This is a genomic window from Mesonia hippocampi (assembly GCF_014197445.1).
GTDB classification, from domain to species: Bacteria; Bacteroidota; Bacteroidia; order Flavobacteriales; family Flavobacteriaceae; genus Mesonia; species Mesonia hippocampi.
Window position 1 is genome coordinate 176,322 of the sequence record NZ_JACIFO010000003.1, and the last position, 14,164, is coordinate 190,485.

Below are 14,164 nucleotides of genomic sequence, written 5' to 3' on the forward strand. Positions count from 1 at the left end.
AGGTTATTTTTTAGAAGATTTAGTCTTCCTAGTTGTGGTTTTTTTCTTTGCTGTACTTTTCTTGGCTGTGGTTTTCTTTGTTGATTTAGCTTTAGATTTCGGCTTGTTTTTTTCGATAATATCTTTTACCTCCTCTAATGTTAATTTTTGAGCATCTACGGTTTTAGGAAGTTCTATTTTTGTTTTTCCTTTAAGAATTTTACTTCTTCCCCAACGTGCTTTTTCTACACGGATACCTTCTTCTGGCCAATCGTGAATAAGCTTTTCTATTTCTTTTCGTTTCTTATCCTCAATAAGTTCAATAATATCAGACTCCGAAAGGTTATCGTAGTCATATTTCTTATTTACATTGATAAACATTCCGTCCCATTTAATATACGGACCAAACCTACCAACGCCTTTCTGCACATCCTTCCCTTCATAATTATAGATAGGCGCATCGGCTTTTTCTTTTTCTTTTATAAGTTCTAAAGCTCTGTTGTAATCTACACCCATTGGGTCTTCTCCTTTTGCCAGAGAAACATATTTTTTCCCGTAACGTACATAAGGGCCAAATCTGCCATTATTTACCTCTACTTTTTCTTCTTTATACTCTCCTAGAGCTTTAGGCAGTTTAAATAAATCTAAAGCTTCCTCGAAAGTGATACTCGCTAAGGTTTGGTTAGGCCCTAAGCTTGCAAATCTTGGTTTCTCTTCGTCTTCTACAGTACCTATTTGCACCATTGGTCCAAATTTCCCTAAACGTACACTTACAGGTTTCCCACTTTCTGGGTCTTTTCCTAACACACGCTCTCCTACTTCTCTTTCTGCGTTTTCAGCAACATCTTTTACCGTTGGATGAAAATCTTGGTAGAAATCTCCAATCATTTCTGTCCATTCTATTTTTCCTTCGGCAATATTATCAAAATCCTCTTCTACTTTTGCTGTAAAGTTATAATCTAAAATCGAAGTAAAATGATTTACTAAAAAATCGTTTACCACCATACCTACATCGGTAGGTATCAATTTCCCTTTATCTGAACCTACTTTTTCGGTTAGCTTTTCTTCCTTAAGTTTATCTTGTTTTAAAACAAACTTCACATAAGGTCGCTCCTCGCCTTCTATACTGCCTTTTTCTACGTATTTTCTATTTTGAATAGTTGAAATTGTAGGTGCGTAAGTAGAAGGTCTTCCTATGCCTAATTCTTCTAACTTTTTAACCAATGAGGCTTCTGTATAACGTGCCGGCGGACGCGTAAATCGTTCTGTTGCGGTAATGTATGAATTATAAAGCTGGTCTGATTTTTTCATTTCTGGCAAGAGGCCTGCCTGCTCTTCATTTTCATCGTCATTTCCTTCTAAATACACTTTTAGAAATCCATCAAATTTTATCATTTCCCCATTGGCCGTAAACTCTTTATCGTGTTTGTTTGCAGAAATTTTCACATTGGTACGTTCCAATTCTGCATCGCTCATTTGAGAAGCGATAGCACGTTGCCAAATTAATTGATACAAACGCTGCTGATCGCGTTCTGCTGGAATTTCATGATTGGCAAAATTTGTTGGCCTAATGGCTTCGTGTGCTTCCTGCGCTCCTTTTGTTTTGCCTTTATAATTTCTGGCCTTATGATACTTTTCGCCATAAGCGGTTACAATTTCTTGAGCTGCACTATTCTTTGCTTCATCAGACAGGTTTACACTATCGGTACGCATGTATGTTATGTATCCTGCTTCGTACAAACGCTGCGCAACCGTCATGGTTTTACTTACCGAAAAATATAATTTTCTTGCCGCTTCCTGCTGAAGTGTTGATGTGGTAAATGGTGGCGCTGGATATTTTTTTGCTGGTTTTTTGGTTAAATCAGCTACTTGAAAAGACGCACCTATGTTTTCCTTTAAAAAAGCTTCTGCTTCTTCTTTTGTATTGAAATTTTTAGGAAGTTTTGCTTTAAAACTTTTTCCTGCAGTTGTAGTAAACTCTGCATCGATTCTAAACGAAGCTACTGGATTAAATGCTTGTATATCTCTTTCTCGCTCTACAATTAAACGCACAGACACCGATTGCACCCTACCTGCCGATAAACCTCCTTTTACTTTTCGCCATAAAACCGGAGAAAGCTCATAACCTACCAAACGATCTAATATACGTCTAGCTTGTTGTGCGTTTACAAGGTTATAATCTATTGTTCTTGGATTTTCTATCGCATTCTGAATAGCTTTCTTGGTAATCTCATGAAAAACAATACGTTTTGTTTTCTCGTCAGTTAATTTTAGTGTTTCCGCAAGGTGCCAAGCTATTGCTTCTCCTTCACGGTCCTCATCACTAGCTAGCCATATTGTTTCTGCTTTTGCCGATAAAGACTTTAGTTGTTTTACAACATCTTTTTTATCTTTATTTACAACATATTTAGGTTTAAAGTCTTCATCTACATCTACCCCTAATTCCTTTGTAGGCAAATCGGCTATATGCCCAAAACTTGAAACTACTTTATACTCTTTCCCTAAAAATTTTTCTATGGTTTTTGCTTTTGCAGGTGACTCTACAATCACTAAATTCTTTGCCATTCGCTTCTTATTTAAAGTGCAAAACTATATTATTTTTTTTAAATTAGGCATTGCCCGAGAGAACAATGCCTAATTTAATTTTTGGATTCATCTTTTAATTCACTACAACTCCAGCTTTCCTATTTCGTCTATTTCCGAGGTTTCCTCCTCTTCTATTCCTATTACTTTTTTGTAAATAAAATACACTGGTAGTTTACCAAATGCCGCTGTAAATAAAACTCCTATCCCGCAAGCTAACATTCCTACAAACTGCGCTAGTATTCCGCTCACCATTATTAACCCGAAAGTAATTAACCATTTTTTATTCCCTAAAGCAAAGCTAGCTTTTAAATTATCTTTCCATTCTAATTCTGGTTTAAGTGCCAAAAACATCGGCATAAAAGAAAGCGGCACGATAACATAAAAAACAGGCAGCATACACAGCATAGTTGCCAACATCGCAATTAACGAAGTCATTAGACCCAACACTAATGTCCTCTTAAAATATTGTTTTTTAAAGAAGTAAAAATAATCTTCTTTCCCTTCTATCCCTAAGTCTTTATATTTACAAATTCTGTAAAACGCAGCTTGCAAAGCCAAGCTTATGTAGCACACCGCTACCAAAAACACCAACATCATCCCGTAAGTAAATATCATTGTACCCATACTCACTGCAGAACCTCCATACTCTAACATTTCAGGATCCATTACCCCCATCGTTATTAATGGCAAGTACATTACTATATAAAAAGGCAACATTAAAAGTAGCGTAAGTAAAATGGTTACAAAACCCGGAACCCATACCTTTTTAAATAGCTCTATGCTATCGTTAAATATAGACCCAAAATCTAATTCTGGTGCTTTTTCTATTTTTTCTGTTAACTGCTGTAAACTCATAATTGATTATAATTAAGTTAGATAATTAGCCAAAAGTAAACTATTTTCTTAATAGCTTCAAAACTATTTTTTTTTAAAAAACATGTAAACAAATATACATCAACAACTTACAGAGTATTTTATTTTTAAAAGCACCTAAAAAAACTTCATGCTGTCAGTTTGTCAGAAACTCAAATTACATGTATATTTGCTTTCCTTAATAATTTAATTTAAGAAAGATATATGGAGAAGGTTATCGACGAAAAACAACAAGGCAACAGCCTAGTAACCACCCCGAAACCAGAAAACAGCCGTAAACTTTTTATAGAAAGTTATGGATGCCAAATGAATTTTAGCGATAGTGAAATTGTTGCTTCTATTCTTGCAAAAGAAGGTTTTAACACCACCCAAAACTTAGAAGATGCCGATTTGGTTTTGGTAAACACATGCTCCATCCGTGAAAAAGCAGAACAAACCGTACGTAAACGTTTAGAAAAATACAATGCCGTAAAACGCATTAACCCCAAAATGAAGGTAGGCGTATTGGGCTGCATGGCAGAACGCCTTAAAAGCAAATTTCTTGAAGAGGAAAAAATTGTAGACCTTGTTGTGGGTCCCGATGCTTATAAAGATTTACCTAACCTAATAAGCGAAGTGGAAGAAGGTAGAAATGCCGTAAACGTAATCCTTTCTAAGGAGGAAACCTACGGAGACATTTCGCCTGTTCGTTTACAAAGCAATGGTGTTACAGCTTTTGTATCTATTACCCGTGGGTGCGACAACATGTGTACTTTTTGTGTAGTTCCGTTTACCCGTGGTAGAGAACGTAGCCGTAACCCACAAAGCATCCTAGAAGAAGTTAACGATTTGGCTGCAAAAGGGTTTAAAGAAATTACCTTGCTAGGGCAAAACGTAGACAGTTACCTTTGGTATGGCGGCGGACTAAAAAAAGATTTCGAAAAAGCTACCGAAATGCAAAAAGCCACTGCGGTAAATTTTGCCAACCTTTTGGACATGGTTGCTAAAGCACAACCCAAAATGCGCATCCGCTTTTCTACTTCCAATCCGCAAGATATGACGCTTGATGTAATCGAAGCGATGGCTAAGCACCAAAATATCTGTAAATACATACATTTACCTGTACAGAGCGGAAGCGACCGTATATTAAAAAAGATGAACCGCTTACATACACGCCAAGAATATTTCGAACTCATTGATAATATTAAAAAGATAATTCCAGATTGTGCTATCTCTCAAGATATGATTGCTGGTTTCCCTACAGAAACAGAAGAAGATCACCAAGATACACTTTCTTTAATGGAATATGTAAAATACGATTTCGGGTTTATGTTTGCCTATTCAGAACGCCCTGGAACCATGGCAGGAAGAAAATTTGAAGACGATGTGCTTGAAGCAGACAAAAAACGTCGTTTACAAGAAATTATCCAGCTACAACAAAAACACTCGTTATACCGAACAGAACAACAAGTAGGCAAAACACAGGAAATTCTTATCGAAAAAGAATCTAAAAAATCAGACCAACACTGGAGCGGAAGAAACTCGCAGAACACCATGGTGGTTTTTCCTAAAGAAAACTATAAAATTGGAGATTTTGTTATGGTAAAAATTACCGATTGCACAAGCGCAACCCTTATTGGTGAAGCTATAGGTTATTCTGATAACAATTAATATTTTTCATAATGGAATCTGTGCAAGCAACAAAACAACGATTTGAAATTATCGGGAACGATCCTGGGCTTAACCACGCCATAGAAAAAGCAATACGTGTAGCGCCTACAGATATATCCGTATTAGTAACAGGAGAAAGTGGTGTAGGAAAAGAAAGCATCCCAAGAATAATACATTCGTTATCTCACAGAAAACACGGCAAGTACATTGCCGTAAACTGTGGAGCTATCCCCGAAGGAACAATAGACAGTGAGCTTTTTGGACACGAAAAAGGAGCTTTTACCGGTGCAACACAAACACGAAGCGGTTATTTTGAAGTAGCCGATGGCGGCACTATTTTTCTAGATGAAGTAGGGGAACTCCCCCTAACTACACAAGTACGCTTATTACGTGTTTTAGAAAACGGAGAGTTTATAAAAGTAGGTTCCTCTAAAGTACAAAAAACAAATGTTAGAATTGTAGCAGCTACCAACGTAAAAATGTTTGATGCTATAAAAAAAGGTAAATTCAGAGAAGACCTTTACTACCGTTTAAGTACCGTAGAAGTGTTACTCCCTCCATTGCGAGAAAGAAAGGACGATATCCATTTACTTTTTAGAAAATTCGCATCAGATTTTGCTTTAAAATACAAAATGCCCTCTGTAAAACTAACCGATGATGCCGTACAATTACTACAAAAATATCGTTGGCCAGGAAACATTAGGCAGTTGCGCAATATCGCCGAACAAATTTCGGTAATTGAGCAAGAGCGTATTATCTCTGCACACACGTTAAAAACATACCTGCCAGATAATACAAACCACCTACCCGCTATTGTTAGTGAAGAAAAAAAAGCTAACGACTTTAGCAACGAGCGTGAAATTTTATACAAAGTTCTTTTCGATATGAAAAACGATTTGAACGATTTAAAACAGCTTACCCTTGAATTAATGCAAAGCGGTAATAATGAGCAAGTACAAACAGACAACCAAAACCTAATTAATAAGATTTACGGAGAATCGCCTGCTCAGCAAGATTTTGAAGAAGAATTTGAAGATAAATTAGAAGTACTTCAAATTCCTGAAAAAAATAATTCACTTATCGAAGAAGATAAATATGCTTTCGCAGAAGAAATTGAAGAAGAAGAAACTCTTTCTTTACAAGAAAAAGAAATAGAACTAATTAAAAAATCGCTCGAACGCCACAACGGAAAAAGAAAAGCAGCTGCCGAAGAATTAGGCATTAGCGAACGCACTTTATATAGAAAAATAAAGCAATACGATTTATAACCCTAACACCTATAAAATTGAAAAAGTTACTTTTCTACTTAAGCATAATTACCTTAACAACTATGAGCGGATGTGGTATCTATTCGTTTACAGGTGCAGACATTGGGGAAGCCGAAACCTTTCAGGTAAATTTTTTCCAAAACAATGCAACCCTAGTAGAGCCTGGTATAGACAGAACTTTCACAATACAGCTTCAAGACCTTATCCAGAACCAAACAAGCCTTTCGTTAACCAATAATAATGGTGACTTAATTTATGAAGGCGAAATTATAGACTACTACATAGCTCCTATGACCTCGACAAGTAGCAATACCGCCGCACAAAACCGCCTAACCGTTGCCATAAACGTACGTTTTTACAACAACCTAGACCCAGAAAAAGATTTCGAAAAGCGCTTCTCTTTTTATTACGACTATGATGCCAATCAACAACTTATAGGAGGCACGCTAGATACTGCCATCGAAGAGATTTACAACCGTATAACACAAGATGTTTTTAACGAATCCCTTTCTAATTGGTAATGAATAGCGTCCGAGAGAAATATCATGCCCTACTACAAAGTTCTAACGCGATTAGCTTAAAGGATACCGATTTCCTTAAAGAATTAACCGAGAAGCACCCCTACTTCCAATCGGCACAAGCCTTGTTATTAAAAGCCTTAAAAAACAACAACAGCTTTGCTTACAATGCAGCATTAAAACGCACAGCAGCCCAAACAACCGATAGGAATGTCTTGTTTGATTACATTACCTCTAAGGCTTTTAACCAACATCAGGTAGCAAAAAACAACCAAGAGATCACCCAACAAGCTCAAGATAATGATAAAGATTTATCGATAAATGTAGCCGAAGCAGAAAAAATACTAGACCCTAATTTATTTGAGCCTACCCAAAAAGAAACCCACCAAGAAGAAACAACATTAGATTTAGGCAAACCACTAAACTTTACAAAAGAAGAAACCTACTCTTTTAACGAATGGCTAAAGCTTACGCAGGCAAAAAAAATACCCACTGAACCTCAAAAAACCAAAGCATCTGAAAAAAAATCGGCAGAAAAAAATAAAAAATTACAATTAATTGACAATTTTATCGCAAAAAACCCTAAAATTGTACCCCAGAAAGATAAACAACCCACACGTGAGTTATCTTTCAAAACCGAGCCCGAAAGCCGCTTAATGACAGAAACACTGGCTAAAGTTTATTTAGAACAGAAAAATTATCAGAAAGCAATTCAGGCTTATAAAATATTAATTTTGAAAAATCCAGAAAAAAGTGGTTTCTTTGCAGACCAAATTCGAGCAATCGAAAAAATACAAGAAAATAAAAACCAATGAGCACATTTTCAATATTTTTAGTTTTAATCGTTATTGTAGCCTTTTTGCTAGTCGTTGTTATTATGGTACAAAACCCTAAAGGAGGGGGATTATCATCTTCGTTTGGAGGTGGTGGAAACCAACAAATAGGTGGTGTACAGAAAACCACAAACTTCCTTGACAAAAGTACTTGGACCTTAGCAACAATCTTATTGGTGTTAATCCTTTTAGCCAATGTTTCTATTATGGACGGTAACACGGCCACCCAAGAATCAAGAATCATGAAAGAAAACACCGTTCCCGTTCCTACAAAAACGATAACACCTCCTGCAGCACCAAATACAAGCACACCAGCAGCAGAGCCAGAAAGCAAATAAGCAAACCATATACACGCATATAAAAATGCCAACTGTCACCGTGACAAGTTGGCATTTTTCTTTATATGGCATACTTTTAGTCTATTCTGAAACAAAATTTATAACTATTATTCAATAAAAAATACATGCAATATGGGATTAAACTTTAAACCTTTAGCTGACAGAGTAGTTGTAGAACCTGTAGCAGCAGAAAACAAAACCGCCTCGGGTATATACATTCCTGATTCTGCAAAAGAAAAACCACAACAAGGAAAAGTAGTTGCCGTAGGAAACGGTAAAAAAGATCACGATATGACTGTTAAAGTTGGTGATAGTGTACTCTACGGAAAATTTTCTGGAACAGAATTAAAATTAGAAGGAAAGGATTACCTTATTATGAGAGAAGACGAAATCTTAGGTATTCTATAATTCACTCACTGTATTAAAATAACACAAACAAAAAGCAAACAATTATGGCAAAAGATATAAAATTTGACGTTCAAGCAAGAGACGGGATCAAACGCGGTGTAGATGCTTTAGCAAACGCCGTTAAAGTTACTTTAGGACCAAAAGGTCGTAACGTTATTATAGGAAAATCATTTGGAGCACCAACTGTAACTAAAGATGGTGTTTCTGTAGCTAAAGAAATAGAATTAGAAGACACGCTAGAGAACATGGGAGCTCAGATGGTAAAAGAAGTAGCTTCTAAAACTAACGATCTTGCAGGAGACGGTACAACTACCGCAACAGTACTTGCTCAGGCAATTGTTTCTGAAGGACTTAAAAACGTTGCTGCAGGAGCTAACCCAATGGACTTAAAACGCGGAATAGACAAAGCCGTAGAAGCACTTACTGCAAATTTAGCCAAACAAACCAAAGAAGTAGGAAGCTCTTCTGAACAAATTAAACAAGTAGCAGCCATCTCTGCTAATAACGATGAAGTTATTGGAGATTTAATCGCTCAAGCGTTTAACAAAGTAGGAAAAGAAGGTGTTATTACTGTAGAAGAAGCCAAAGGAACAGAAACTTATGTAGATGTAGTAGAAGGAATGCAATTTGACCGTGGTTACTTATCACCTTACTTTGTGACCAACAGCGAGAAAATGACTACAGAATTAGATAATCCTTACATTTTAATTTTCGATAAGAAAATCTCTACCATGAAGGATCTTATGCCTGTACTAGAGCCTGTAGCACAAAGTGGAAAACCTCTTTTAATTATTGCTGAAGATGTAGATGGGGAGGCTTTAGCTACACTTGTAGTAAACAAGCTAAGAGGATCACTTAAAATTGCTGCTGTAAAAGCACCAGGTTTTGGAGATCGCAGAAAAGCAATGCTAGAAGATATTGCTATCCTAACAGGAGGTACTGTTATCTCTGAAGAAAGAGGCTTCACTCTAGAGAATGCAACTATCGAACAATTAGGAACCGCCGAGAAAGTATCTATCGATAAAGACAATACAACTATCGTAAATGGTGCTGGTGATGATGAAATGATTAAAAACCGTGTTAATCAGGTAAAAGCACAGATAGAAAGCACCACTTCAGATTACGACAAGGAAAAACTACAAGAACGCCTTGCTAAACTTGCTGGCGGTGTTGCCGTACTTTATGTAGGTGCTGCTTCTGAAGTAGAAATGAAAGAGAAAAAAGACCGTGTAGATGATGCTTTACATGCTACTCGTGCCGCTGTAGAAGAAGGTATTGTAGCTGGTGGAGGTGTTGCTCTAGTAAGAGCCAAAGCTGTACTAGAAAAATTAACTACCGATAACCTTGACGAAACCACAGGAGTACAAATTGTAGCAAAAGCCATAGAAGCCCCATTGCGTACCATTGTAGAAAATGCTGGAGGAGAAGGTTCTGTAGTAATCAACAAAGTACTAGAAGGAAAAAAAGATTTTGGCTATGATGCAAAATCAGAAACTTATGTAGACATGCTTGCTGCTGGAATTATCGACCCTAAAAAAGTAACGCGTGTTGCGTTAGAAAATGCGGCTTCGGTTGCTGGGATGATTCTTACTACAGAGTGTGCTTTAGTTGAACTTCCTGAAGATGACAAAGGCGGAGCTATGCCACAAGGCATGGGCGGAATGCCAGGAATGATGTAAAATCGTCATACACATAACTCATAAAAAAAGCTCATTTCAATTGAAATGAGCTTTTTAATTTTAAACTTTATCGTTCTACAAAAAAAGGATTCTTCTCCTGCTTAAGAAACAGCTTTAAGTTTATTAAGCGTAGACTTATTTAATGCTTTTTCTGCATAGGTTTTTGTGAGCTTAAACTCGGTTACATCGCTATCTGGAAATTCATACATTGCATCGGTCAAAATAGCTTCACATAGCGAGCGTAAACCTCTTGCGCCTAGTTTATATTCTACCGCTTTATCAACAATATAATCTAAAGCTCCCTCAGTGATTTCTAAGCTGATATTATCCATTTCAAAAAGCTTTGTGTACTGTTTAATCAAAGCGTTTTTAGGTTCTGTAAGAATTGCTTTTAGGGCTTTCTTATCTAATGGACTCATATAGGTAAGCATAGGTAACCTTCCTATAATTTCAGGAATTAATCCAAAATCTTTTAAATCTTTAGGAATTACATATTGCAATAGGTTTTCTTGATCGATAGCATCGTCAGATTTAGACGCGCTATAGCCTACCGCTTGCATATTTAATCGTTTTGCAATGGCTTTTTCGATTCCATCAAAAGCTCCTCCTGCAATAAACAAAATGTTCTCTGTGTTTACCTCTATAAATTTTTGGTCTGGATGTTTTCTTCCTCCTTTAGGCGGAACATTTACAACCGTTCCTTCTAAAAGTTTCAACAAACCTTGTTGCACTCCTTCTCCGCTCACATCGCGTGTAATGGAAGGGTTATCGCTTTTACGAGCTATTTTATCTATTTCATCTATAAAAACAATTCCTTGTTCTGCTTTCTCTACGTTATAATCTGCTGCTTGCAATAAACGCGTTAAAATACTCTCTACATCTTCTCCTACATAACCTGCTTCGGTAAGTACTGTAGCATCTACAATTGCTAGCGGCACGTTTAGCATTCTAGCTATTGTTTTTGCAATAAGTGTTTTTCCTGTTCCGGTTTGCCCAATCATGATGATGTTACTTTTCTGGATTTCTATATCATCATCTGAATTAGGTTGTAATAGGCGTTTATAATGGTTATAAACAGCTACAGACATTACTTTTTTAGTGTAGTTTTGTCCAATTACATAATCGTCTAAGAAGCCTTTTATTGCTTTTGGTTTACGTAACTCAAATTCTGCTGAGAGTTCTTTTTTTGTTTCCTGCTGGGTTTCCTCTACAACAATTCCATAGGCTTGTTCTATACATCGGTCGCAAATATGAGCGTCTAATCCTGCAATAAGGATTTCGGTATCTGCTTTTTTACGACCGCAAAATGAACATTCTAAATCTTCCTTAGCCATAAATTTATTTAATTTCGTCTCTTGTTAACACCTCATCTATCATTCCGTATGCTTTTGCTTTATCGGCTTTCATCCAATAATCACGGTCACTATCTTCGTAAACTTTATCGTATGATTGCCCGCTATGTTTAGAGATGATATTGTATAACTCCTCTTTAAGAATTAAAATCTCTCTTGCGGTAATTTCGATATCACTGGCCTGTCCTTGTGCGCCTCCTAAAGGTTGGTGTATCATCACACGTGAATGTGGTAAACCACTACGTTTTCCTTTTTGTCCTGCGCATAATAAAACCGCTCCCATAGAAGCTGCCATTCCTGTACAGATGGTAGCAACATCTGGCTTGATAAATTGCATGGTATCGTAAATTCCTAAACCTGCATACACACTTCCTCCTGGAGAGTTGATGTATATTTGAATATCTTTTTTAGCGTCTGTACTTTCTAAAAAAAGTAATTGAGCCTGAATAATATTGGCTACTTGATCGTTAATAGCGGTTCCTAAAAAGATTATCCTGTCCATCATCAAACGTGAGAAAACATCCATTGCCACAATATTCATTTGGCGTTCCTCAATAATGTTAGGCGTCATCCCTACTGGAGTAAGGCTGCTAATAATTTTATTATAATAGTTACTGTTTATTCCGTGATGCTTTACTGCATACTTTTCAAATTCTTTTCCAAAATCCATGGTGATATTATTTGAATTATTTTATACAAAAAAAAGGCGTTTCCCTAAATGGGTTTAACGCCTTAAATATAAGTATTAAATTTTTGTTTATTTTATTGATATACTTCCTTAACAAAATTTTCGTAAGTTACCTTTTTAGGAGTTAGGTTTGCTTTTTCTTTATAGAAGTCTAAAATTTTCTGATTCATCAATTGTTCTGAAAGCTTTCTTACTTCTTCTTGGTTTCCTAATACTCTTGCGGCGATATCGTCTAACTCTTTATCTTCTGGGTTTAATTGCCCAAATTGAGCCATTTGCGCTTTGATACGATCTTTGGTGAAATCTTTAATTTCATCGAAAGTTACTTGAAGAGAGTTATCTTGTATTAATTTCCCCTCGATTAATTGGAAACGAATTCCTTTTTCACTTTTCTCGTATTCTTCTTTAGCTTGCTCTTCGCTTAATTCGTTTTCACCGTTAAAGCGTATCCATTTTTCTAAAAATGCTTGAGGAAGCTCAAATTTAGTGTTTTCGATTAATGCTTCGGTAACATCGTTAAGTAATTGTTGATCGCTTTGTTGCTCAAATTGCTTTTCAGCATCTGCTTTTATGCGCTCTTTTAATTCTGTTACTGATTTTACGTTATCTTTCCCGAAAAGCTTATCGAATAATTCTTGGTCTAATTCTGCAAGCTCTTGTTTATTTATTTCCGAAATTTCGAAAGTTACCTCAACATCTAAATCATGTGCTTTATCATGTTCTACTTTAAGGTGTTGCATTAAATCATGCTCGTTCTCAAATAAACTTTTTGTTTTTAATGTTAGCGTATCACCAACTTTTGCCCCTACAAATTTACTCAAGTTGCGTTTTCCTTTAATCGCTTCGGTGCTAAATGTAGCTGAGTTCTCTATTCCTTCAGCCTCATTTTTAAAGGTTCCTGTAAACATATCACCTTCTTCTGCTTCCTGTTTTGCTACTAGTTTCCCGTATTGCTTTTGGATAGTTTTCAGCTGATTGTCTATCATAGCATCATCTGCAACAATTTGGTAATGCGTAATGGCATCTTTTGCTTGTAAGGATACTTCGAATTTTGGAGCTAGGCCAAGTTCAAATTCAAAAGCATAATTTTCCTGATCCCAATCGAAATTTTCTTGTTCTTTTGGCAACGGATTCCCTAGAACATCTAATTTTTCTTCGGTTAAATATTTATTAAGCGATTCTTGCAAGAGTTTATTTACCTCATCTACCAATACGGCTTTCCCGTATTGTTTTTTCACTAAACTCATTGGCACATGCCCTTTTCTAAATCCTGGAATATTAGCGGTTTTACGGTAATCTTTTAGCACTTTTTCTACCTTTGGGTTGTAATCTTCTTTGGCAATTTCAACCTTTACCACTGCATTGAGCTCGTCAATATTTTCTCTTGTGATGTTCATGTGTTTGTAATTCTAAAAAATTGGTTGGCAAAATTACAATTTATTTGTCTGCCAACCAAGTTTTTAATTAATTTTGCTTTTATATGTTTTTTAAAATGTACTAGAATACTAGCGTTTACAATTACCTATTGGCAAATTCTTAATATTCTCTATCTCTTTCGAATATGGAAAATAGCGCTGCTTGAAAAAAAGAAAGCAGCAAACTAAATAATAATGCCCACCAAAAATTATCGACATAAAACCCACTAATAAGTCCTGTTGTCATTAAAATAATTGCGGCATTAATTACCAGCAAAAATAACCCAAAAGTAATAATGGTAACAGGCAAGGTGAAAATTATCAATACTGGTTTTACTAGAGCATTCATAATACCAAGAACTATAGCAACTCCTATTCCTGTCCAATAACTTTTTATTGCCACTCCTGGAAGTAAGTTTGCCAATGCTACTACGATAAATGCAGTGATGAGTATTTTTAGAATAAGTTTCATGATGAGGTATTTTCTATTAATTTCTGTTTTTAAAAGTACTATTATTTATGAAGTTATAAAACATAAAATGCCGAGTTTTCTCGGCATTTTAACTATTTTAATCTT

Annotated in this window: 13 protein-coding genes; 7 read left to right on the forward strand and 6 right to left on the reverse strand. The window is 36.0% G+C overall.

What is annotated here, in order from left to right:
* Nucleotides 1-3: 3 nt before the first annotated feature.
* Together topA and GGR32_RS05050 are read right to left on the reverse strand one after the other, a co-directional pair.
* Nucleotides 4-2,544 (reverse strand): type I DNA topoisomerase, encoded by a 2,541-nt coding sequence (topA, locus tag GGR32_RS05045; protein ID WP_183477099.1) that lies wholly within the window; start codon nt 2,542-2,544, stop codon nt 4-6.
* A gap of 102 nt (nt 2,545-2,646) precedes the next feature.
* The gene (locus GGR32_RS05050) at nt 2,647-3,420 is read right to left on the reverse strand and encodes a hypothetical protein (protein ID WP_183477100.1); all 774 of its coding nucleotides are present in this window, start codon (nt 3,418-3,420) and stop codon (nt 2,647-2,649) included.
* Nucleotides 3,421-3,642: 222 nt separating this feature from the next.
* Here GGR32_RS05050 and miaB point away from each other — a divergent pair, with 222 nt between their 5' ends.
* The 7 genes from miaB to groL all read left to right on the forward strand — a co-directional run bounded on the left by miaB (nt 3,643) and on the right by groL (nt 10,132).
* A complete protein-coding gene (gene miaB, locus GGR32_RS05055; protein WP_183477101.1) occupies nt 3,643-5,088 on the forward strand; it encodes a tRNA (N6-isopentenyl adenosine(37)-C2)-methylthiotransferase MiaB in 1,446 nt (481 codons plus the stop codon).
* Nucleotides 5,089-5,099: 11 nt separating this feature from the next.
* Nucleotides 5,100-6,356 (forward strand): sigma-54 interaction domain-containing protein, encoded by a 1,257-nt coding sequence (locus GGR32_RS05060; RefSeq protein ID WP_183477102.1) that lies wholly within the window; start codon nt 5,100-5,102, stop codon nt 6,354-6,356.
* Nucleotides 6,357-6,367: 11 nt separating this feature from the next.
* Nucleotides 6,368-6,877: an LptE family protein gene (locus tag GGR32_RS05065; protein ID WP_425487749.1), complete on the forward strand. Its 510-nt coding sequence runs from the start codon at nt 6,368-6,370 to the stop codon at nt 6,875-6,877.
* A complete protein-coding gene (locus GGR32_RS05070; protein WP_183477103.1) occupies nt 6,877-7,689 on the forward strand; it encodes a hypothetical protein in 813 nt (270 codons plus the stop codon). Before GGR32_RS05065 ends, GGR32_RS05070 begins: the two co-directional genes overlap by 1 nt.
* Nucleotides 7,686-8,045: a preprotein translocase subunit SecG gene (gene secG / locus GGR32_RS05075; RefSeq protein WP_183477104.1), complete on the forward strand. Its 360-nt coding sequence runs from the start codon at nt 7,686-7,688 to the stop codon at nt 8,043-8,045. The genes GGR32_RS05070 and secG overlap by 4 nt, the downstream gene beginning before the upstream one ends.
* Before the next feature lie 132 nt (nt 8,046-8,177).
* Entirely contained in the window at nt 8,178-8,453 is a 276-nt protein-coding gene (locus GGR32_RS05080) for a co-chaperone GroES (RefSeq protein WP_183477105.1), read from the forward strand.
* A gap of 44 nt (nt 8,454-8,497) precedes the next feature.
* Entirely contained in the window at nt 8,498-10,132 is a 1,635-nt protein-coding gene (groL, locus tag GGR32_RS05085; RefSeq protein WP_183477106.1) for a chaperonin GroEL, read from the forward strand.
* 101 nt (nt 10,133-10,233) lie between these two features.
* Here groL and clpX read toward each other — a convergent pair whose 3' ends face one another.
* The 4 genes from clpX to GGR32_RS05105 all read right to left on the reverse strand — a co-directional run bounded on the left by clpX (nt 10,234) and on the right by GGR32_RS05105 (nt 14,059).
* Nucleotides 10,234-11,466 (reverse strand): ATP-dependent Clp protease ATP-binding subunit ClpX, encoded by a 1,233-nt coding sequence (clpX, locus tag GGR32_RS05090; RefSeq protein ID WP_183477107.1) that lies wholly within the window; start codon nt 11,464-11,466, stop codon nt 10,234-10,236.
* Between the two features lie 4 nt (nt 11,467-11,470).
* The gene (gene clpP, locus GGR32_RS05095) at nt 11,471-12,154 is read right to left on the reverse strand and encodes an ATP-dependent Clp endopeptidase proteolytic subunit ClpP (RefSeq protein ID WP_183477108.1); all 684 of its coding nucleotides are present in this window, start codon (nt 12,152-12,154) and stop codon (nt 11,471-11,473) included.
* Nucleotides 12,155-12,246: 92 nt separating this feature from the next.
* Nucleotides 12,247-13,569 (reverse strand): trigger factor, encoded by a 1,323-nt coding sequence (tig, locus tag GGR32_RS05100; RefSeq protein ID WP_183477109.1) that lies wholly within the window; start codon nt 13,567-13,569, stop codon nt 12,247-12,249.
* Nucleotides 13,570-13,708: 139 nt separating this feature from the next.
* Nucleotides 13,709-14,059 (reverse strand): phage holin family protein, encoded by a 351-nt coding sequence (locus GGR32_RS05105; protein ID WP_183477110.1) that lies wholly within the window; start codon nt 14,057-14,059, stop codon nt 13,709-13,711.
* Nucleotides 14,060-14,164: the final 105 nt, after the last annotated feature.